Source organism: Hymenobacter sp. BT730 (assembly GCF_030542105.1).
Taxonomy (GTDB): Bacteria; Bacteroidota; Bacteroidia; order Cytophagales; family Hymenobacteraceae; genus Hymenobacter.
On sequence record NZ_JAUOFB010000003.1, the window covers coordinates 295595 to 315826 of the forward strand.

Consider the following 20232-nt stretch of genomic DNA (forward strand, 5'->3'; position numbering starts at 1 on the left):
GCTTGTATTTGAAATCCCTGTATATTAGGCCCGGTCAAACCCATTATTCCACATCTCATAACCCTCCCCCTCATGAACAATTTTGGCAAACTGCGTGACCTCGTAATGGCTATGGAAGGCGACTTCGAGAAGTTCTACGACAAGAGCAACTCGGCAGCCGGCACTCGCGTGCGTAAAGGCATGCAGGAGCTGAAGAACATGGCTCAGCAAATCCGCTCGGAAGTGCAGAACATGAAGAACGATGCTGCTGGCTCGGCTGGTGCCGGTGCTGGTGCAAAAGCTCCTGCTGCTAAGAAAGCTGCTCCTGCTGCTAAGAAAGCTGCTCCTGCAAAGAAGAAGTAATGTCGGGCGGCCTTAGTTGCCGCATCCGCTTACAAACAAAAGGGAGTCCGTCATTCGACGGACTCCCTTTTGCTTTCTGGCATAGTAGGACCAGCTACACTACCTTAATCAGGTAGTAGTTCTTCTTGCCTTTCTGGGCCACCATGTATTTATCCAGCAGCAGGGGTACTTCTGATGCTTGCTGCTCCAGTCCGGCTTTCTCCCGGTTCAGACTCACACCACCGGCCTGAATCATCTTCTTGGCTTCGCCTTTGGACGGGAAGATGACCGAGTTGGTAGCCTCACTCAGCAGCGTAACGGCATTCAGCTCGGCCAGCTGGGCGCGTGGCACTTCCATATGCGGTACGCCGGCAAATACATCCAGCAGGGTCGCTTCATCCAGGCTGGAGAGGGCACCACCACCGAACAGCACCTGAGAGGCAGCCAGTGCGGCTTCGTAAGCCTCGGCAGAGTGCACGCGGGTGGTTACATCCTTAGCGAGGGCCTTCTGCAATACGCGCAGGTGCGGGGCCTGGGCGTGTTCCGCTTCCAGCGCTTCAATTTCCTCCTGGCTCATCAGCGTGAACACCCGGATGAGACGCGGTACGTCGGCATCGGCAGCGTTCAGGAAGAACTGGTAGAACTGGTAGGGCGAGGTCATAGTGGGGTCGAGCCACACGGTGCCAGTTTCGCTCTTGCCGTACTTAGTACCATCGGCCTTGGTGATGAGCTGGCCGGTGAGAGCGTAAGCTTTGCCTTCGCCGCCGGTCATGCGGCGGATGAGCTCCGTGCCGGTGGTGATGTTGCCCCACTGGTCAGAAGCGCCCATTTGCAGGGTGCAGCCCAGGTTTTTGTAGAGATGGAAGAAGTCGTAGCCCTGTAGCAGCTGGTAGCTGAACTCGGTGTAGCTGATGCCTTCCGCTCCGGTGTCCTCGTTGCCGCTGATGCGGCGCTTTACCGAGTCTTTAGCCATCATGTAGTTCACCGTGAGGTGCTTGCCTACCTCGCGCAGAAACTGAAGGAAGCCGAAGTCTTTGAACCAGTCGTAGTTATTTACCACCAGGGCGCCGGTAGGGCCTTCGGAGAAATCCAGAAACTTCTCCAGCTGGGCCTTGATGCCGGCTTGGTTGGCCCGTAGGGTTTCCTCGTCCAGCAGGTTGCGCTCGGCTGATTTGCCGGAAGGGTCGCCAATCATGCCGGTGGCGCCGCCTACCAGGGCCAAGGGGCGGTGGCCAGCGCGCTGCAGGTGTACCAGCAGCATAATGGTGGCCAGGTTACCGATGTGCAGGGAGGCGGCAGTAGGGTCGAAGCCGATGTAGCCGGTAATGGGGGCATTGGTGCGCAGGTGCTCATCGGTACCGGGCATCATATCGTGGAACATCCCACGCCAGCGCAGTTCGGAAATCAGGTCCATCAAGGAAGTATTGTTTGTCAGAGAGTCGTTGCATTTGGCCGCGGAAATCCACCGACCGAACAGCAAAGGTAACGCGCCGGAACGGTACCTTTATGCTTCGTTTTGAAGGACGCTAGTGGATTCCGCCTGAATCCTGCCTTTCCTCCATCTGCCACTGACTACCCCGCCATGCCCGCCGTTTCCGCCGACGAAATCCTGAACCAGCTGCGCCAGCGCCAGTTTGCGCCCGTGTATTTTCTGCAGGGCGAAGAGCCGTACTACGTGGACCTGGTGACTGATATCCTAGAGAAAGCCGTGCTGCAGGAGCACGAAAAGGGGTTTAACCAGGTGGTGCTGTATGGCAAGGACACCGATGTGGCTACTATCCTGAACCAGGCCAAGCGCTTTCCCATGATGGCGGAACGTTCCGTCGTTATCATCAAGGAAGCACAGGCCGTTGCGGATCTGGAAGCGGAAAAGACGTGGCCGTTTCTGGAAGCCTACCTGAAAAACCCACTGCAAAGCACCGTACTGGTGTTCTGCTACAAGCACAAAACCCTGGACTCGCGCAAAAAGCTGGGCAAGCTGCTCACGGAAAAAGCCACCGTACTGACCAGCAAAAAGCTCTACGATAACCAGGTGCCGGGGTGGCTCACGGCCTACGTGCGCAGCAAAGGCCAGCAGATTACGCCTCAGGCCACCGCCATCCTCTCCGAATACATCGGGGCCGAGCTGGGTCGCCTTACCAATGAGGTAGACAAAATGCTGCTGAACGTGCCGGCCGGTCAGCCCATCGACGACGACCTGGTGCAGCGTATGGTAGGCATCAGCAAGGAATACAACATCTTCGAGCTGCAGAGCGCCCTCATCCGCCGCGACGTGCTGAAGGCCAATCGGATTCTGCTCTATTTCGAGGCCAACCCTAAGGCAAACCCGCTCATTCCGAACCTCACACTGCTGTTCAACTACTTCTCCCGCCTGCTGGCACTGCACCAATTGCCCAATCCCACCGAGGCCGACTGGAAGCGCCTGGGCCTGGTCAGCACCTTCGCCCGCAAAGACTACCAGACCGGCCTGAAGGTGTTCAGCTTTGAGCGCACCCGCGGCATAGTACACCTCATCCGTCGTGCCGACCTGCAAAGCAAAGGCATCGAAAGCGGCTCCATGACCGACGGCGAAATTCTGCGGGAGCTGATTTTCCTGATTCTGCACCCCGTGCCGCTGCACGCCATTGGGGCGTAGGTGGTACACTTAGTGTAAGGCTGGAGTTAGTAGTAGAGCTATAAGCTGTTCGCCTTCTTTTTGCAGAAGGGGGGTATGGGTGTATCTCATCGTTAAATAAGAAAACACCTCGCCAGGCCGTGCGTGGTTTGCAAAGTACACCCTAAAGCATATGGCCAAACGGCTTAAATCCGGACATATCCTACGCCTTCCACTCTGGCACGGCTGGGGTTTTGCCTATGCCAAGTATGTTAATGTTGTTGGCCTACAGGGCAATGACTTATACCCCGATCTTCTCAAAATTTTCGACTACCGCTCCCCAACGGATGAACCCCTACAGCTTAATAAGTTGGGGGATTATTTGACCCAACCGGTGTTATTGGCAGGTCGCCTACCCACAATGCGGCAGCAACTCTGGCAAATTGTCGGGGAAATGCCTTTGTTAGACGAAGATCGTCTACTGCCGGATATGCGAGTTCGGGAGGAAAGTATTTCAAATTCCATCTGTGGTTTTTCTCCTCCCCGGCCTGGCGCAACGCTATATACCCGGAATTTAGCCATTCGCCCGGCAGTTGAAACGGCTACGTTCAATGCGGCCCATTTAGAATTTATAGGTGCCTTTGGCTCCGGCCTGATTGAGATTCGTGCCACGATGGCCTTCATGCAGCAGGAAGGTGCTAGCATTGCTGATTATTTCGATCTAAACGACCCGAGAGACAAGTACGAATATGAACTTATCAAGGACCGGCCATTAGCTAATACACTGCCTAAGAGCCTATATGGCCGTGCGCGCCAGCCCGGGGACCCCGGTTACGTAGAGCTTCTCTAGCTTTATAATAGCTATGCTGGAAAGACAATTGTAGATCGAAAAAATGCTGGAGCCAAGAATAGAATTCTTATCCGAGAAAAAGCTAATAGGCCAGCGGCTGCGAATGTCTTTTGCCAACAATCGAACAGGGGAGTTGTGGCAGAACATCATGCCCCGGCGCCATGAAATTCAGCAGGCAGTAGGAGCAGACCTATACTCTATGCAGCAGTATCCGCCGGGCTTTTTCACCACTTTCAGCCCAGCGGCAGAGTTTGAAAAGTGGGCCGGCATAGAAGTGACGGACTTTGGCGCGGTGCCGCCGAATATGGAATCTGTGATAATCCCCGCCGGCCAATACGCCGTTTTCTTCTACCGAGGGCTTAACACGGATGCCAGCATCTTCCAGTACATTTTAGCTACTTGGCTGCCAGCCTCTGATTACGTGTTAGACGACCGGCCACATTTTGAAGTTCTAGGACCGAAGTACAAGAACAATGATCCTGCGTCGGAAGAGGAAATCTGGATTCCGGTTAAATCAAAAAGGTAGTCCAACACTATCTATTTCGTTGATATTACGCTTTATGTTATGTTGAAATGGTGCTGGATGGCAGCTACAAGCATAATTATGCTTCTCTATTATTTAAGATATCCAAACGACCATAATATTCTGCCTGCTATAATCGGGGTGGGCTTTCTATCGTTCTTCTTATATGCCCTTGCTTGGATCCTAATCAGGATTAAGAAGAATTAGGGCTTGAATAAACTCAGTATACTAGGTCCTGATTAGCGCTGAAGAAACCAAAGGAAAAATTTCCGCGTTATATGGAAAAATTTCCATAGCTTCGTCAACGTCAATTCCCGAAACCATGGCCAGCACCGCAACCCGAGTTAAAGCCGCTCCACAAAATATGTGGGCCCAATGGGGCCGCACCGGGCAGGATTCGTTTGCCCTGGTGATGGCGGCGCGCAAGGGTATTCCGGCCGCTACGGCGTTTGAAGTGGCCGAGGCACTGCACCTGCAACCCAGCCAGTTGGAGGCTATTTATGACCTCTCTACCAAAACGCTGCGGAGCTATCTGCAGGATAAAAAGCTGCTGAACGCCGCCAGCAGCGAGAAAACGCTCAAGATTATTGCTCTTTATAACCTGGGCGTGGAAGTGTTTGGCGAAGCCGATGCGTTTCTGCGCTGGCTGGGCAAGCCTGCCCACGGTCTGGATGGTGAAGTGCCGTTGCGTCTGCTGGAAACCAGCGGCGGCATAGATTTGGTAGAGGAGGAGCTGAGCCGCATTGCCTACGGCGACCTTGCCTAAGCATGTTCGTCTACCGCATCTGCCTGGCCAAATATGCCGAAGACCTGTTTGCCTCCGGCCGCCGCGCCCGCTGGAACAGTAAGGATAGGTTTGTAGTGTACACCGCCGCCACGCGCGCCCTGGCCTGCCTGGAAAACGTAGTGCACCGGAGCGGTGAAGGTCTGAATGACCAATTTCGGGTCTTGGTCATCGATATCCCCGATGACTTGGCCATCGAAGAAATAAAGCCTACTCAACTGCCCGCCGGATGGGAAAAAGCCAGCAGCTACTCCGTCTGTCAGCCTTTGGGTGACGCATGGTACGAGCAGCGCAAAGCTGCGGTGTTACGAGTGCCCTCGTCCATTATTCCCCAGGAAAACAACTACGTCCTGCACACCCGCTACCCGGATTTTAAGCGCATCCGAATTGTGGCTTGGGAAGAGTTTAGCTTTGATAACCGCATCAAGGCAGAGGAACCGGAAGGCTAACTAAACCCGTCGTTCATGCTGAGCGGAGCCGAAGCATCTCGTGTGCAGTTGTAGCCAGAGTAATTGTCATGCTGAGCGCAGTCGAAGCATCTTGGTAGTGTAGTAAACCCAACGAAGCGGGAGAGATGCTTCGACTGCGCTCAGCATGACACCACTAATAATAAAGTAGCTTCTATTTTAACCTCACTCTATGCAAGTCCTCGATATCATTCAAATGTCACCGAAAGAAGTGTTCATCGTGGGCAATCTGGAGGGTGCGGTGAAGCCGGGTCCATGGGAGTTGCGGCTAAATGGCGAGGCAATAATTACACTGGAAGCCATGGGCGAAGCGCAGATTCAAGGCAGTTCAAAAGGCAAGCTAGCGCCGCCGCGGGTAGTGGTTTGCAAAGGGCAGGTAGACAAAAGCCGCTTTGACTTTACCAAGGATGAAGTGATGTTGGTGAAGATGTAAAGCGGAGCAACAGCTGCCTGGCACACCAAAACTTCTCCTCAACACGTTACAACCGGCAAAAAAGGGCATTTTAGCGGCAACCCGCCGTAAACTTTTCGCTACTTTTGGCCATATGCGGCCTTTGGAGGCCGCCTCCCGTAACGACCCGCAATGAAGTTTATAAACCGGATTGTACTGGCTGCTGCCCTTGGCACGGCGGCCCCGCTAGCGGCTCAGGCCCAGCAGACGCAGGTTTTCGCCAACGATGAACGCTACTTCCAGGCAGGCCTGGAGCTTTTCGACCGCGCCAAGTACGGCGCCGCCCAGGTGGCTTTTCAGCATTACCTGGAGCTGGCCCAGCGCCGCACAGGCGACCAGCAGGACCGCACCACCGATGCCGAGTACTACTACGCCGTATCGGGTCTGTACTTGCTGCACCCCGATGCCGAAGGCCGCATTCTGGCCTTTGCCGGGCGCAACCCGGCGCATCCCAAGGCTGCCGTGGCGTTTTTTGAGCTGGGTAAATTCTACTTCGATAAGAAAAATTACCCTAAGGCCATTGAGTACCTGCAGAAAGTAGGGCCCGATAACCTGTCAGCGGACCAGCGGGCGGAGTCGGAGTTTAAGCTGGGTTACAGCTACTTTGCCCAGAAGCAGTTTGATAAAGCCCGCCTGCTCTTCGACCGTAACAAGCAGGGCAACCACCAGTATCACTACGCCAGCAGCTACTACGCCGGCTACCTGGCCTACCTGAACAACGACTTTGCCGGCGCGCGCAAAGACCTGGCCGTGGCCGAGGAGAACGACGCCTACCGCCCCGTGGTGCCGGCTGTGATGACGCAGATTTACTACAAGGAAGGCGACCTGGACGGGCTCATCAGCTACGGCACCAAAGCCCTGGCCCAAACGCCACTGCCACAAAGCGCCGATGAAATTCAGTTGCTGGTAGGGGATGCCTTCTATCAGAAGAAGGACTATAAACAGGCCGCTGAGTATTTCGACCGGTATGCCAACGGCCGCAAACGCATTGAGCCGGAGGTGCAATACAAAGTAGGCTTCGCCAACTACAAGATGGGCGACTACAAAGGCGCCATTGGTAGCCTGAAAGGCGTGGCTGCCCGCCGCGACTCACTGGGGCAGAACGCCGCCTACCATCTGGGGTTGAGTTATATGCAAACCAATCAGAAGCAGCTGGCCCTGAACTCTTTTGATGCCGCGCGCAAGCAGAACTTCGATAAGAACATCACCGAAAATGCTACGCTGAAATATGCCCAGCTGAACTATGAGCTGGGTAACTCGGCAGAGGTAATTGCGGCGCTGAAAGACTTCAACAAGAAATTCCCCCGCTCCAAGAATGCCCCCGCGGCGGATGATATTCTGAGCGAGAGTTTCCTGAACTCCAACGACTATGCCCAAGCCCTGAACTATCTGGAGGGCCTGGACAACCGGAGCAGCAAGCTGAATGCCACCTATCAGCGCGTGGCCTACTATCAAGCTGCCACACTTTACAACAACACCCGCTACAACGAGGCGCTGCCCTTAGTAGAAAAGTCCCTGAAATACCCGCAGGATGATGCTCTGCAGGCTGCCGCCCAAGTATTGCAGGGAGACTTGTACAGCGTAGGTCAGCAGTATCAGCCGGCTATTACCAGCTACACTGCCGCGCTACGCACTGCAGCAAGTGGCCCTGCTTCGCAAACTACCTTCGATCAGCAGGCCCGCTACGGCCTGGGCTACGCCTACTACAACACCAAGCAGTATGAGCGTGCCCGTCCGCAGTTTCAGGCGTACCTGAGCGATGCGCAGGCCAAGCCCACTGACCCCAATTATTACGACGTAGTACTACGTCTGGCCGACATCAACTATATAGCTAAAAGCTACCAGCAGGCGCTGGATGGCTACAACAAGGTCATCAACGCCAACGCCGCCGATAAGGACTACGCCTACTACCAGAAGAGCGTAACGCTGGGGCTGATGGGCCGCCGCGACGAGGCAGCCAGCACACTGGCCACGCTGCTGAAAACCGCGCCCAGCTCCCGCTACGCCGATGACGCCGTGTATCAGCAGGCTGATTTGGAATTCCAGGGCGGTAACTATCAGGCCGCCGTGGCCGGCTTCACGCGCCTGCTCGACAACCGCCCCAACAGCCCGCTGGTGCCCACTACGCTGCAAAAACGGGGGGTAGCTTACGCCAACCTGGACCAGCAGGATAAAGCCGTAGCCGATTTCAAACGGGTGCTGGACCAATATCCGCGCAGCAAAGCCGCCAGTAGTGCTATTTACTCGCTGCAGCAGTCTTCCACGGCTCTGGGGCAGACGGCGGAGTTTGATATGTACCTGGCGCGCTATAAGCAGCAGAATCCCAATGACGCCGCGGTGGAAAGCGTGGAGTTTGAGGCCGCCAAGTCCTTGTACCTCGCTGAGAAGTACGAGCTGGCCATTCCCAAGCTGGATGCTTATCTGAAGCAATACCCGGGCAATGCGCTGTCGGCGGATGGGCGCTACTTCCTGGCCGACTCTTATCTGAAGACCGGTAAGAAGGACCTGGCGCTGCCCCGCCTGCGCGCGGTGGTAGAAGAAGGCAAATCAGAGTTTCTGAACCGGGCTATTGGCCGGGTAGCCGAGCTGGAGTTCGAGAACAAGAACTACTCTGAAGCCATCAAGTACTACGCACGGCTGCGGGAAGTGTCGCAGAGCAAGCGCGAAATTGCCAATGCTGCGCTGGGGCTGATGAAGAGCTACTACGAGAGCGGTGACTATGCTGCCACGCGCCGCACGGCGGAAGAACTGCAGGCTATGGGCAATGCCTCGCTGAACGCTACCAACTCGGCGCTGCTGTATCTGGGCAAAGCCAGCTACAAAGCAGGCAACCTGGACCAGGCCGTAACGGAGCTGGGCAAAGCCGCCGGCACCGCTACCGATGAAATTGGAGCCGAAGCGCAGTACCTGCTGGCCGAAGTTCTGTTCAAGCAGCAGAAGTATGATGCCGCGTTGGATGCCGCCTACAAGAGCAACTCCAGCTTCTCCAACTATGAGCTGTGGCAGGGCCGCTCGTTCCTGCTGATTGCTGACATCTACACGGCGCAGGGCGAAACCTTCCAGGCAAAAGCTACGCTGAACTCCATCATCGACAATAAATTCCCGGTGCCGGAAATTATTGAAGGAGCCAAACAGCGGCTGGCTGCACTGGACAGCGGTGCAACTCCGGCTGCGCCTGCCAAACCCACTCCGTCCAAGGCAGGCGCCGGCAAAGCCCCCTCCACCGGCAAGCCTGCCACAACGGGCAAACGCACGCCGCTGAAAAACTCCCTGACCGACACGCCCACGGACTCAACGGCCACGCCCGCCAATTCCGACGAACAGTAAGCCGGTTATTCAAACCCATTACCCATGGTTCGGCAGGAGCGGAGTACGGCTCCTGTCTGCATCAACCCCAACTATATGACGCTTCGCTCTCCTCAGATTCTTGCCCTTGCTGCCGTGCTGGCGGCCAGTGCCGCGCCCCGTACCCTGTGGGCGCAGACCACCCGCGGCAAGATTGAAGACGCAGAAATTGAAATCGTGAAGGAGCGGGTAAATCAACTGCCCGAGGCCACCCGAAATTTTGATAAGATCAAAATTGAGCCGCCGGCGAAAGGTGACCAGCAGGTGAAGTACTCCTTCCAGGACTTCCAGCTGCCTTCCAATAACCTGAACCCATCGGTGCGGGTGCTCACCATTAAGCAGGAAGAACTGGCCCCGCTGCTGGGTAATTATGCCAAGGCAGCCATAGGTAACTATGGCTCCTTATACGGAAAGCTCTACCTGCACAACACCCGGGACAATGCGGCTTCCTACGGCGTAAACCTAAGCCATATTTCCTCAGCTAAGGGTCCGGTAGATGGCAAGAACTCAGCCAGCAGCCAGAGCAGCTTAGGCCTGAATGGGGAAACCTACAGCGGTCCGCTTACCCTGGGCGGCAGCCTGGATATGGGCCATGAGCGTTACAATTTCTACGGGTATAAGGCTCAGAATGAACGCCCCGACGCCGACTCGCTCAAGCACGCCTTCAACCGCGCCGCGGCCAAAGTGTACTTGCGCAACCGCGCCGCCGATGCCCAGTTTCAGTATGACCTGAGCGCCGGCTTTAACTTCTGGAAAGACAACCTGGAAGCCCGTGAAAGCAATTTCCTGGTGGGGCTGCAATCCAAGTACTACCTCACGGAAAATACCCGCGTAGCCATCAACGGCGACGCCTCGTTCATCTCTTATAAAGACTCCCTAACGGTAAGCCGGCCCTATGTGCAGGTAACGCCCGCGTTTGAAGTAGACCTGGACCGGCTGGATATTTCGCTGGGCGCTACCATCGGATACACCGGCGACACTATTGGCACGGCCAAGCAACTGAGTGTAAACCCGGCCGTGCGCCTGGGCTATACCGTGGCCGAGGATAAGTTTGTGGTGTATGCCGGCCTGGGCGGTGGGCTGCAGCGCGTGACCATGTACGATCTGAGCACTGAAAACCCCTGGTTGGGCCGAAACCAACGTGTGGCCGATACGCACCGGGGCCCTTCGCTGTTCGTTGGTTTTAATGCTGCACCGGTGCGGGCACTGGAGCTGAACGCCAAAGTAACCGTAGCCCAGGACCAGAACCTGTACTTCTACAACAACTCCCTGCGCGACCAAAGCCGGTTTGATTTAGTCTACGACCGGAAATCGACGCAGCTGTTGAATGTGCATGGCGAGCTGCTGTATAATGCCGCCGAGCGGTTCCGTTTAGGCTTTAAAGGCGACTACAACAGCTATAAGGTGCATTCGCTGGAAAAAGCTTTTCACCGTCCCAATTTCCAGGGCTCGTTTTTCAGCACCTACAACATGAACGACAAGCTCCTGCTGGGCGCCGAACTGTACACTCTGAGTTCCAGCTTTGGCTCTGAGTTCGTGCCCGGTACCTTCGAACCCGCCTACACGCCGGACCATCTGGCTCCCAAGGCAACCGACAGTGTTCTGGACCTTAATCTGCGGGCGGATTACCGTTTTACGGAAAATCTATCAATATTTGCTTTGGGCAACAACCTGCTGGGCCGCAAATACGAGCGTTTCCTGTACTATCCGGTGAAAGGCGTGAACGTGCTGGCGGGGGTTACCTATGAGTTTTAACCTTTTGCTATCCGTTCCAAGCCACCGTCCCTTGCAGCTATCTGACCACATCCGCGCCTTGCTGCGCGAGCACGACTGCGTTATCATTCCCGATTTCGGGGGACTTATTTCCGACTATGCTCCTGCCCATATTCATCCGGTACGCCACACATTGGCCCCGCCGGATAAACGGGTAGCTTTCAACCAGGCACTTACCCGCAACGATGGGCTTCTGGTAGATGCCCTGAGCAACACACTCAATATCACTTCGGCCCAGGCCCGCCAGTTGGTGCGGGAGGCTGTAGCCCGTTTGCAGGGCGAGTTGGCCGAAAACCACCGCACGGAGCTTCCGGGTATTGGCGTATTCCGGTATGCAGCCGGTCGAGGTCTTGATTTTGAATATACGGGTACCCAGAATTTGCTGTCGGCCAGCTATGGTTTGCCCGAGCTGCTCTCGCGCCCCGTGCGCGCTACCGATGCGCTGATTGCCCGCGAACGTCCCACGGAGGTGGCTCCGCTGCTGGCTATTACGCGCCGTCGTTTGGGTAAGCGCGTATTTAATACACTGGCTGCGGTAGTTGTATCCGGCCTGGTGCTGTCAGCTAACTACATGTTGGCCCAACGCTTGGACTATCTCCCCGCCAGCCTGAAGTTCTCCAGTGAAACTGTAGCCCAGGCCCCTGCAACGCCGACGCCCAAGCATCAGCAGGCTGCCTTGGCCCAGACCGACTGGGACGATCAGCGCGTAGTAGAGCCAGTAGCGGAAGCAACGCCGCCTGAAGTTAAGACTGCGCCAACTGCACCAGCCAAAGCCCCGGCTACGGCAGCTGCAACTTCTACTGTACCTCCAGTGTCGGTTGCCAAAGAAAAACAGCCGGTTATCTCCGAGACAATTTCTACCATCACCAACCGTTGGTACGTGGTGACGGCGGCGCTGACAAACGCTAAAGCAGCCGAGCAGCTACGCAAGCAATATGTAAGCAAGGGCATTGCAGTAAAGCTGCTAACGCCCCGCCGCGGTAACCGCTTCGTGCAGGGCACCCGTTACTACCGCATTTCTGTAGCCGACTTCGCAGACAAGGCTTCGGCAAAGAGCAGCCTGCCCGCGCTGCGTAAGAGATTCGGCAACGACATTCTGGCCACCAATTATTAGCATGACGCCCTTCCTCCTTCAGATTACCACCACCGCTGCTGATACTGCTGCTGCCGCCACGGCGCTACCAACCACCGCTGCCGATACTGACCTTTCGCTGATTGATCTGATCCTGAAAGGGGGCTGGATCATGATTCCGCTGTTTATCCTGTCGGTTATTTCGGTGTACATCATTATCGAACGGTACATCACTATCCGTCGGGCAGCAGTCAATCCGGATTCCTTCATGAACGGTATCCGTAACCTGATGGTGAAAGGAGACCTGCAGGGTGCTAAAATGCTATGCGCCCAGAACCCTTCGCCGCTGGCCCGCATGATTGAAAAGGGCATCCGCCGCATCGGCCTGCCTCTGAAGGATATTGAAGCCAGCGTAGAAAACGTAGGCAAAATTGAAATTGCCCGCCTCGAGAAAAACATCAGCATCCTGGGCATTATTGCGGGTATTGCGCCCATGCTGGGTTTCGTAGGAACCATCATCGGCGTAATCAAGATTTTCTACGCCATCAGCGCTACCGGCGACTTCGGCATTGCCCAGATTTCGGGTGGTCTGTACACTAAAATGGTAACTTCTGCTGCCGGTCTGATTGTGGGTATTATTGCCCACGTAGGCTACCACTGGCTCAGCATCATGGTTGAGCGACTGGTGTTCCGCATGGAGAATTCGGCCATTGAGTTCATGGACATTCTGCAGGATAATTAATCGGCTGACGGTAACCAGTAAGGAGTTAGAGGCCATTCGAAGAAAGGCATCATCCATAAACTGGCAATAGTCAACTGAAAACTGGTAACTGAAATGGATTTAAGCCGGCGCCGTAAGCTTTCCTCGCACGTCGAGACCAGCTCGATGAACGACATCATGTTCTTCCTGATGCTGTTCTTCCTGATTGTGAGCACCATGGTTAACCCGAATGTGATAAAGCTAATGCTGCCCAATGCCCGTTCAGGCAAGGCAGTCATGAAGCAGACCATCAACATTTCGGTGGATGCACAGGGACAGTATTTCCTGGACCGTCAGCCCGTAACCTCCGCCACGCTGGAGCAGGCCCTGGCCCAACGCATAGCAGGGCTCGATAAGAGCATTGAACCCACCGTGGTGCTGCGCGTCGATTCGTCGCTGAACGTGCAGAAACTGGTCGATATCCTGGAAATCGGAAACCGACTGAAAGTAAAAATGGTGATGGCCACTCAGGCCCAGCAAAGCGCCAGCAAGTAATTGGGTTGGTTTTTGGTTAGAGGTTTCAGACCAAGTGCTTTATGAAAAATGCGTAAAGTCGAACCCTGAAACCCACCGGGGCTGTTTACTGAAAAAGCAGCCAGCAGGACGATATCAGCCTGATTTCTTACCTACCTAAATGTAACTAGTATTTATCCCATGGAATACCGCGAGGAACATAAGCGCGAGGCGCTGGTTGGCACGGTGGTATTTCATGCCCTGCTAGCGGCTTTCTTCATCTTCACCATCTTCAAAGGTCCCGACCCGCCACTCACCGAAATTGGTGGCGGAGGTGTAGAGTTGAACTACGGTATTGATGAAGCCGGCTCCGGTGACATCCAAAGCATGGCTCCGGCCAACGAGTCGAAAAACCGCGAGGACAGCCGTCCGCCGGCTGCCCGCCCGGACCCCACGCCTCAGCCGGCCCGCACGGCCGCAGCGCCCGAGCCGCAGCCTGCGGCCCAGGAAAAGATTGTAACCAGCGAAGCGGAGGAAAGCCCGGTAAAAATCCCACCAGTGGAAACGGCCGCGCCTCCACGCCCGGAGCCCGTGCGCGAAACGCCCAAGCCCGCTGAAAAGCCTCGTACCCTGTACACGCCTAAAGGCAGTACTGCCGGCGGTGGCAATGGCCAGAATGGCACCAGCAACACGCCCACCGGCAACAACAATGGCGACAAGCCCGGTTCAGTAGGCGACCAGGGCGACCCAAATGGTTCCCTGGATGCCAAAGCCCTATACGGCACGCCCGGTAGCGGCGGTGGCAGTGGGGGCGGCAGTGGTTTGGAGATGAGCGGCTGGGCGTTTGAAGAAAAGCCTTACGCTCCGGCTATTGATAACTCTTCCGGCTCCATCCGCTTCAAAATCAAAATCAACGAAGACGGCGAAGTAGAATCCGTAACGAAGGTGTCAGGCAACGTGTCACCCACGCAGGAAAAAGCCTGTCGGGATGCTTTGTATAAAGCGAATTTCCGGCGCACCACGGCCGTGGCCGGTGGCGCCACCGGATTCTACACTTTCCGCTACACGGTGAAATAACGGCACTGCCAGAACAGAAATAAACGGGCCGCCGGTGGGATATTCCTGCCGGCGGCTTTCTTTTGCAGAATAATTTCTCCCTCCACCAGCAAGATTCTACTACTGGATGTGGAGCAAGCACAATGCGTATGAATTATCAGGAAACGCTGGCCTATTTATACGCCCAGTTGCCCATGTTTCAGCGGGTGGGAGCCGCCGCTATTACCAAGAGCCTGGCCAATACCGAGGCGTTGGCTGCTGCCCTGGGCAACCCGGAGCGGAAGTTTCGTTCGGTACATGTGGCCGGAACGAATGGGAAGGGCAGTAGCTCCAACTGGCTGGCTGCAGTGTTGCAGGCCGCTGGCTACAAAGTAGGCCTATACACCTCACCGCATCTACGGGAGTTTACAGAGCGCATCAAAATCAACGGCCAGGACATTTCGCCGGCGTATCTGGTGGATTGGGTGGAACGCTGGAAACCTTTGTTTGAGCAGATCAAGCCGTCTTTTTTCGAAATGACGGTTGCGCTGGCTTATGAGTATTTCGCCGATGAGCAGGTAGATATTGCCATTATTGAAGTAGGCCTGGGCGGCCGGCTGGATTCCACCAATATTATTACCCCGCTGGTCTCACTCATTACCAATATCAGTTTCGACCACCAGGCGCTGCTGGGAAATACGCTGCCAGAAATTGCCGCCGAAAAAGCGGGAATCATCAAACCCAACGTGCCGGTAGTCATCAGTCAGACGCAGCCGGAAGTACGGGCCGTGTTTGAGCAATATGCCTCGGCTGTGCAGGCGCCTCTTGTTTTTGCTGATGAAGTCTATCAGGTAGAAACAGTGGGGGTGCCGGCGGCAGATGCTGAACAACAGCTGGTGCGTGTGCAAAGGGCTGGAAGACCTGCTCAGGAATACCTCCTGGGCCTGGTAGGCGACTATCAGCGTTTTAATCTGCCCGGTGTGCTGGCTGTGCTGGTAAGGCTGCGGGAAATGGGCTTTCAAATTTCAGAAGCGGCCTTGCAGGAAGGGCTTCGCGATGTACGCCGCCTGACCGGATTCCGGGGACGTTGGCAGATTCTGGGCCGGCGCCCGCTGGTGGTCTGTGATACCGGGCATAATGAAGCAGGTATTCGCTCGGTAGTAGCCCAGCTGCGACGGTTAAACTACCACCGTCTGCACATGGTGCTGGGCACGGTGGCCGATAAAGATGTGGCGGCAATGCTGGCTTTGCTGCCGAAAGAGGCTATCTATTACTTTTGTCAGGCCGCCATTCCCCGGGCGCTTTCCGCTGCTGAGCTTTCTACGCAGGCTGCCGGAGTAGGGCTTTCGGGCGGGGTATTTACCTCCGTTGCCGAAGCCGTGCACGCTGCCCGTGCGGCTGCCGCTCCCGATGATGTGGTCTTTATTGGTGGCAGCACCTTTGTGGTAGCCGAGATTGAAGACCTGTTTACATAAGGGCTTGCGCCTGATTTCCTCCACATCAACCGGCGCCTTGGGTGCCAACCTCTTTCCCGCTTTCCGTGAGTAGAATTAAACTAGTACGCTTCGCCGAAAATGCCACCCGTTCCGAAATTGTAGAGCCGGGTAAAGAAACCTACCTGCAGTTGGCCGGGCGGTGGAACGAAGCATTTTTCTCAGCAAACCAACCTATCACCTTGGAAATGGGCTGCGGAAAAGGAGAGTACACCGTAGGGCTGGCCCAGCGCTACCCCGAGCGCAACTTCCTGGGGCTCGATATTAAAGGGGAAAGAATCTGGCGCGGCAGCACCCGGGCTCGGGACATGGGCTTGGCCAACGTAGGCTTTCTGCGCACCCAAGGTCAAACCCTGGCAGAGCATTTCGCCCCTGGTGAGCTGAGTGAAATCTGGATAACGTTTCCCGATCCACGCCCCCGCGACCGGGACATCAAGCGCCGCCTAACCGCTCCACGCTATTTAGACCTGTATCAGCAAGTATTGCGCCCAGGAGGGATAGTACACCTGAAAACGGATAGTGAAGCGCTGTACGACTATTCACTGGAAACCGTGCTAGCCCGTCCCGGTGCTCAGGTGCTGGCACAAACCAAGGATTTGTACGCCACGCCTGAGCTGCTGCCGCACGCCGAGGATATTCAGACGCACTATGAAAGCCGCTACCGTGCCAGTGGCATTCCCATTAAATATTTGCAGTTCCAGCTTAGCTAGCGTCAGCTTATGGCTCCCATTCACACAGTGCAGCTGTTGCCGATTCTTGATGAAAAGCTGCTGCAGTTACTGCGCAGCCTGAGTCCGGCAGAATGGGAACTGCCGACTGTAGCCCCCAACTGGCGTGTGCGTGACGTAGCCCTGCACTTGCTGGATGGGAATGTGCGCACCTTGTCTATACTACGGGACGGCTACTTTGGTCAGGCCCCCGCCAGTGGCAGTTATACCGATGTTGTTAGCTTTCTTAATCAGTTGAATGCCGATTGGATAGCAGCTGGCCAGCGCCTGAGCCCGGCCGTGATTTCCTGGCTGCTGGAATTGACGGGCCCGGAGTATTGCCGCTTTCTGGCTTCTCTGGACTTGCTCGCGCCAGCCGTATTGGCTGTGGCCTGGGCCGGGGAGCAGGAGTCAGTAAACTGGTTTCATGTGGCCCGGGAGTACACTGAAAAGTGGCATCATCAGCAGCAAATTCGTCAGGCAGTGGGGCAGGAGGAGGATTTGCTTACGCGGGAGCTTTACTTCCCCTTTCTGGATACCTGTCTGCGGGCCTTGCCATTCCATTATCGAAATACCCAAGCTGACCCAGGGACTCTTCTTCAAATTTTAATAACGGGCGAAGGGGGCGGCACCTGGCAGCTGCAGCGCTCTACGGACGCCTGGCAATTGTTGGAGACACCAGCCCCGGAGCAGGATACAGCAACCCAGGTAATATTGGATGGGAGGGTAGCATGGCGGCTTTTCACCAAAAGCTTACCCCGCCCGCAAGCCGATGCGCACATTCAAATTACCGGCAATGCGCAACTGGCAGAGCCCTTCTTTAGCCTGATAACCGTAATGGCGTAAGATCCTTAGTCTTCCAGTTCTTCAAATACTGCTTCCATTTCGGAAAAGTCGCGCAGGCCGGGTTTGATTTCGTTGCCACCTTCCAGCACAATGCCCGCCGGATGCACCGTGTTCAGGAGTTCACGCAACTTGCCATTGGCAAATCCTGCCGCCAGCCAAATAGGATAAGTGCGGGCCTGCTCGGTGAGGTGAGCAAGCTGAATCCCGTTAAGCGGCTGCGGGGGAATGGTAGGCAGCACGAAACCCGCCACATGCGCCTGCATCTGCTGGAAGCGCATATCCACGTCTTCAGGTAGCATATCAGGTACCCAATTCATCAGCTGTAGCACGGGAAGCTCCAAAGCGGCTAGCTCTTCGGTGGAGCGGATGCGGGTGAGGAGTATATAGCTTAACCCGCATTCCCGTGCTATGGTATTGATTTCGAGGACTGGGAGTGTGCTGAATTCGCCCACCAGCCCGATGCCAGCAACCCAACCACTAAGTTCCTTGACGGCCTCTGGAGCAAGGTGATTAGGTAAGGCAGGATCCAAAAGGAAAGTGAGATAATCGGCACCCATGCCCGCGCAATATCGGGCATCAGACAGGTTATTGATTCCGCGCACCAGCACGGATGTAATAAGTGACATAAGGGAGAAGCTAACGGAGCAGAGAGGGCTGGACAGGGCCAGCAGGCAGGTTTGCCGCTGCAATATCCGAAACCTGGTGAAATTGGTTTGGTTTATAGTCCATCAAACTGCACGCTGTTGCCTGCGGACCTACCCAGCTTTAGGCAGTAACTTCAAAGAGGGGAGTAAAACGGAACTCCGTACCTTTGTTTATTCGGCCGGAACCTTTCACGCTTCGGGCGCAATTTGATTCACGTATGAACACAACGAAAGGACGGGTGCTGGTAGCCATGAGTGGCGGCATCGACAGCTCCGTGGCAGCTGTATTGCTGCACGAGCAAGGCTATGAGGTGGTTGGCATGACCATGAAAACCTGGGATTACGCCTCCGCAGGCGGCAGCAAGAAAGAAACCGGCTGCTGCTCCCTGGACAGCATCAACGACGCCCGGCAGATTGCCGTGGACCTGGGCTTCCCACACTACATTATTGATATCCGCGAAGAGTTCGGTGACTTTGTCATCAGCAACTTCACCGATGAATACTTGGCTGGTCGCACGCCTAATCCCTGCGTGCTGTGCAATACCCACATTAAATGGGATGCCCTGCTACGCCGCGCCGACCAACTGGGCTGCGAGTTTATTGCCACTGGTCACTATGCCAACGTACGCCAGGAAAACGGCCGCTACGTGGTCAGCAAAGGCATTGATGAAAACAAAGACCAGAGTTACGCCATCTGGGGCGTAAGTCAGGAGAGCCTGGCGCGCACCATGTTCCCGCTGGGCAGCCTGCGCAAAACCGAAATCTATGACATGGCCCGTCAGCGCGGCTTTACGGAGCTGGTAAACAAGCCGGAGAGCTACGAAATCTGCTTTATCCCCGACAACGACTACCGCGGGTTCCTGCGCCGCCGCGTGCCGGGCCTGGAGGAGCGCGTGGCCGGGGGCGAGTTTGTGCTGCGCGATGGCACCGTTATTGGCAAGCACGAAGGCTATCCGTTCTACACCATTGGTCAGCGCAAAGGCTTAGGCGTAGCGCTGGGCTTCCCCGTGTATGTCACCGAAATTCGCCCTGAGACCAACCAGGTGGTGTTAGGCAACTTTGATGAGCTGGCCAGCACGGCTACTGTAGTGGGCAAGCTCAACATGGGCAAGTATGCCTCCCTGGAAGGAATGGGCCTGGTACCGAGCCGTACAAAAATCCGCTATAATCATGATGGCTCGCCCGCATTTTTAGAACAGATTGGTGATAAAATTCGAGTATATTTCGAAGAAGCCGTTCATGCCGTAACGCCCGGGCAAGCTGCCGTTTTCTATGATGGCAATGATGTGCTGGGTGGCGGCTGGATTGAACGGCACGTTATGGATGTGGCACCCGTAGCCACAGAAGATATTATAGCTACCTCATGACTCAATTCGTAAGAATGCAGCGGCAGGCCCGCTGGGCAGTGCTTTTGGTTGGAGTGGTCGTCAGTTGTAAAAATGAAACGGAGGCCCCGGCGCCACTGGGTAAGGAATACTACCCGGTGGCCACCGGCACCTACCGCACCTTTGCTGCCGAAGATGTTATCTGGGATGATAACGTAGCCACCACCACCCAGTACCAGCTGCGCGAACGAATTGAAGATACCTTTACTGATGCCGCCGGCCTGCTGAGCTACCGCATTATTCGCTCCCGCCGGGAAAAGGCCGCCGAAGAATGGGCCGATGACAGCGTGTTTGTGCTTACGCCCACCAGCCAGAGCTTGCAGCTACTGCGCGGCAACCGCCGCACGGTAGAGCTGGTATTCCCGGTGCGCGAAGGCAAACGCTGGAACCCCTTTGCCTTTGCCGCGCTCGATACCGTGGGCCGGCAGTATCAGAACGTAGGCCAGCCTTTCAAGGCAGGCGAGAAGGAGTACACCGAAACCCTGACTACGCTGGACGATGTGGAGAATAACCTCTACTACCTCACGCAGCGTAAGCAGGTATACGCCCGCAACGAAGGCCCTATCTTCCGGGAAAATAAGCGGTATATCTACTGTGATGGCAGCACCGCCGGGCAAAATTGTCAGGTAGGCACAGGCTACATCCTGGCAGGCCGGGAGCACCGCGAAACGCTGCTGGAATCGGGCAAGTTATAAGCGGCAGGCTGCATCCTTTTGCCGGAATTGGTGTT

The 20232-nt window shown here is 55.7% G+C and carries 19 protein-coding genes and 1 pseudogene; 18 read left to right on the forward strand and 2 right to left on the reverse strand.

The window, feature by feature from the left end; translation table 11 throughout:
- Window positions 1–72: 72 nt before the first annotated feature.
- Window positions 73–240: pseudogene (locus Q4G72_RS17885) on the forward strand (BF3379 family histone-like protein); the annotation flags it as partial.
- Between the two features lie 196 nt (window positions 241–436).
- Here Q4G72_RS17885 and tyrS read toward each other — a convergent pair.
- Window positions 437–1735, reverse strand: coding sequence for a tyrosine--tRNA ligase (gene tyrS, locus Q4G72_RS11150; protein ID WP_303311501.1), 1299 nt, complete (start codon window positions 1733–1735; stop codon window positions 437–439).
- A 168-nt stretch (window positions 1736–1903) separates the two neighbouring features.
- Between tyrS and holA the strand changes: the two genes are divergently transcribed.
- From holA to Q4G72_RS11225, 15 genes are all read left to right on the forward strand, one after another.
- The gene (holA, locus tag Q4G72_RS11155) at window positions 1904–2956 is read left to right on the forward strand and encodes a DNA polymerase III subunit delta (protein ID WP_303311502.1); all 1053 of its coding nucleotides are present in this window, start codon (window positions 1904–1906) and stop codon (window positions 2954–2956) included.
- A 151-nt stretch (window positions 2957–3107) separates the two neighbouring features.
- Entirely contained in the window at window positions 3108–3764 is a 657-nt protein-coding gene (locus Q4G72_RS11160) for a hypothetical protein (protein ID WP_303311503.1), read from the forward strand.
- A 43-nt stretch (window positions 3765–3807) separates the two neighbouring features.
- Complete coding sequence (locus Q4G72_RS11165) at window positions 3808–4290, forward strand: GyrI-like domain-containing protein (protein WP_303311504.1); 483 nt, start codon at window positions 3808–3810, stop codon at window positions 4288–4290.
- Between the two features lie 319 nt (window positions 4291–4609).
- Window positions 4610–5053, forward strand: a complete 444-nt coding sequence (locus Q4G72_RS11170) for an Xre family toxin-antitoxin system antitoxin (protein WP_303311505.1) — start codon at window positions 4610–4612, stop codon at window positions 5051–5053.
- 2 nt (window positions 5054–5055) lie between these two features.
- Window positions 5056–5520, forward strand: a complete 465-nt coding sequence (locus Q4G72_RS11175; RefSeq protein WP_303311506.1) for an RES family NAD+ phosphorylase — start codon at window positions 5056–5058, stop codon at window positions 5518–5520.
- A gap of 190 nt (window positions 5521–5710) precedes the next feature.
- Window positions 5711–5971 carry a hypothetical protein gene (locus Q4G72_RS11180; protein ID WP_303311507.1) on the forward strand — a complete coding sequence of 87 codons (261 nt, stop codon included), beginning with the start codon at window positions 5711–5713 and terminating at the stop codon, window positions 5969–5971.
- Between the two features lie 150 nt (window positions 5972–6121).
- On the forward strand, window positions 6122–9316 hold the full coding sequence (locus Q4G72_RS11185) for a tetratricopeptide repeat protein (protein WP_303311508.1): 3195 nt from the start codon (window positions 6122–6124) through the stop codon (window positions 9314–9316).
- Window positions 9317–9391: 75 nt separating this feature from the next.
- Window positions 9392–11089 carry a TonB-dependent receptor gene (locus tag Q4G72_RS11190; RefSeq protein WP_303311509.1) on the forward strand — a complete coding sequence of 566 codons (1698 nt, stop codon included), beginning with the start codon at window positions 9392–9394 and terminating at the stop codon, window positions 11087–11089.
- Window positions 11090–11120: 31 nt separating this feature from the next.
- The gene (locus tag Q4G72_RS11195; RefSeq protein ID WP_303311510.1) at window positions 11121–12221 is read left to right on the forward strand and encodes an HU domain-containing protein; all 1101 of its coding nucleotides are present in this window, start codon (window positions 11121–11123) and stop codon (window positions 12219–12221) included.
- A 1-nt stretch (window position 12222) separates the two neighbouring features.
- Window positions 12223–12921, forward strand: a complete 699-nt coding sequence (locus Q4G72_RS11200; RefSeq protein WP_303311511.1) for a MotA/TolQ/ExbB proton channel family protein — start codon at window positions 12223–12225, stop codon at window positions 12919–12921.
- Between the two features lie 93 nt (window positions 12922–13014).
- Entirely contained in the window at window positions 13015–13434 is a 420-nt protein-coding gene (locus Q4G72_RS11205) for an ExbD/TolR family protein (RefSeq protein ID WP_303311512.1), read from the forward strand.
- A 159-nt stretch (window positions 13435–13593) separates the two neighbouring features.
- A complete protein-coding gene (locus Q4G72_RS11210; RefSeq protein WP_303311513.1) occupies window positions 13594–14469 on the forward strand; it encodes a hypothetical protein in 876 nt (291 codons plus the stop codon).
- A gap of 128 nt (window positions 14470–14597) precedes the next feature.
- Complete coding sequence (locus Q4G72_RS11215) at window positions 14598–15902, forward strand: bifunctional folylpolyglutamate synthase/dihydrofolate synthase (RefSeq protein ID WP_303311514.1); 1305 nt, start codon at window positions 14598–14600, stop codon at window positions 15900–15902.
- A gap of 65 nt (window positions 15903–15967) precedes the next feature.
- A complete protein-coding gene (gene trmB, locus Q4G72_RS11220) occupies window positions 15968–16630 on the forward strand; it encodes a tRNA (guanosine(46)-N7)-methyltransferase TrmB (RefSeq protein ID WP_303311515.1) in 663 nt (220 codons plus the stop codon).
- Between the two features lie 9 nt (window positions 16631–16639).
- On the forward strand, window positions 16640–17473 hold the full coding sequence (locus tag Q4G72_RS11225) for a maleylpyruvate isomerase family mycothiol-dependent enzyme (RefSeq protein ID WP_303311516.1): 834 nt from the start codon (window positions 16640–16642) through the stop codon (window positions 17471–17473).
- Window positions 17474–17478: 5 nt separating this feature from the next.
- Here Q4G72_RS11225 and Q4G72_RS11230 read toward each other — a convergent pair whose 3' ends face one another.
- A complete protein-coding gene (locus Q4G72_RS11230; protein ID WP_303311517.1) occupies window positions 17479–18099 on the reverse strand; it encodes a beta/alpha barrel domain-containing protein in 621 nt (206 codons plus the stop codon).
- Window positions 18100–18335: 236 nt separating this feature from the next.
- On the opposite strand from Q4G72_RS11230, the gene mnmA reads away from it, so the two are divergent.
- The gene (mnmA, locus tag Q4G72_RS11235; protein WP_303311518.1) at window positions 18336–19484 is read left to right on the forward strand and encodes a tRNA 2-thiouridine(34) synthase MnmA; all 1149 of its coding nucleotides are present in this window, start codon (window positions 18336–18338) and stop codon (window positions 19482–19484) included.
- A complete protein-coding gene (locus Q4G72_RS11240) occupies window positions 19481–20197 on the forward strand; it encodes a hypothetical protein (protein ID WP_303311519.1) in 717 nt (238 codons plus the stop codon). The genes mnmA and Q4G72_RS11240 overlap by 4 nt, the downstream gene beginning before the upstream one ends.
- Window positions 20198–20232 lie beyond the last annotated feature (35 nt).

Bases quoted from the DNA above. Each gene is read 5' to 3' on its own strand.
- tyrS (WP_303311501.1), bottom strand. From the start codon at position 1,735: ATGGACCTGATTTCCGAACTGCGCTGGCGTGGGATGTTCCACGATATG.
- holA (WP_303311502.1), top strand. From the start codon at position 1,904: ATGCCCGCCGTTTCCGCCGACGAAATCCTGAACCAGCTGCGCCAGCGC.
- Q4G72_RS11160 (WP_303311503.1), top strand. From the start codon at position 3,108: ATGGCCAAACGGCTTAAATCCGGACATATCCTACGCCTTCCACTCTGG.
- Q4G72_RS11165 (WP_303311504.1), top strand. From the start codon at position 3,808: ATGCTGGAGCCAAGAATAGAATTCTTATCCGAGAAAAAGCTAATAGGC.
- Q4G72_RS11170 (WP_303311505.1), top strand. From the start codon at position 4,610: ATGGCCAGCACCGCAACCCGAGTTAAAGCCGCTCCACAAAATATGTGG.
- Q4G72_RS11175 (WP_303311506.1), top strand. From the start codon at position 5,056: ATGTTCGTCTACCGCATCTGCCTGGCCAAATATGCCGAAGACCTGTTT.
- Q4G72_RS11180 (WP_303311507.1), top strand. From the start codon at position 5,711: ATGCAAGTCCTCGATATCATTCAAATGTCACCGAAAGAAGTGTTCATC.
- Q4G72_RS11185 (WP_303311508.1), top strand. From the start codon at position 6,122: ATGAAGTTTATAAACCGGATTGTACTGGCTGCTGCCCTTGGCACGGCG.
- Q4G72_RS11190 (WP_303311509.1), top strand. From the start codon at position 9,392: ATGACGCTTCGCTCTCCTCAGATTCTTGCCCTTGCTGCCGTGCTGGCG.
- Q4G72_RS11200 (WP_303311511.1), top strand. From the start codon at position 12,223: ATGACGCCCTTCCTCCTTCAGATTACCACCACCGCTGCTGATACTGCT.
- Q4G72_RS11205 (WP_303311512.1), top strand. From the start codon at position 13,015: ATGGATTTAAGCCGGCGCCGTAAGCTTTCCTCGCACGTCGAGACCAGC.
- Q4G72_RS11210 (WP_303311513.1), top strand. From the start codon at position 13,594: ATGGAATACCGCGAGGAACATAAGCGCGAGGCGCTGGTTGGCACGGTG.
- Q4G72_RS11215 (WP_303311514.1), top strand. From the start codon at position 14,598: ATGAATTATCAGGAAACGCTGGCCTATTTATACGCCCAGTTGCCCATG.
- Q4G72_RS11225 (WP_303311516.1), top strand. From the start codon at position 16,640: ATGGCTCCCATTCACACAGTGCAGCTGTTGCCGATTCTTGATGAAAAG.
- Q4G72_RS11230 (WP_303311517.1), bottom strand. From the start codon at position 18,099: ATGTCACTTATTACATCCGTGCTGGTGCGCGGAATCAATAACCTGTCT.
- mnmA (WP_303311518.1), top strand. From the start codon at position 18,336: ATGAACACAACGAAAGGACGGGTGCTGGTAGCCATGAGTGGCGGCATC.
- Q4G72_RS11240 (WP_303311519.1), top strand. From the start codon at position 19,481: ATGACTCAATTCGTAAGAATGCAGCGGCAGGCCCGCTGGGCAGTGCTT.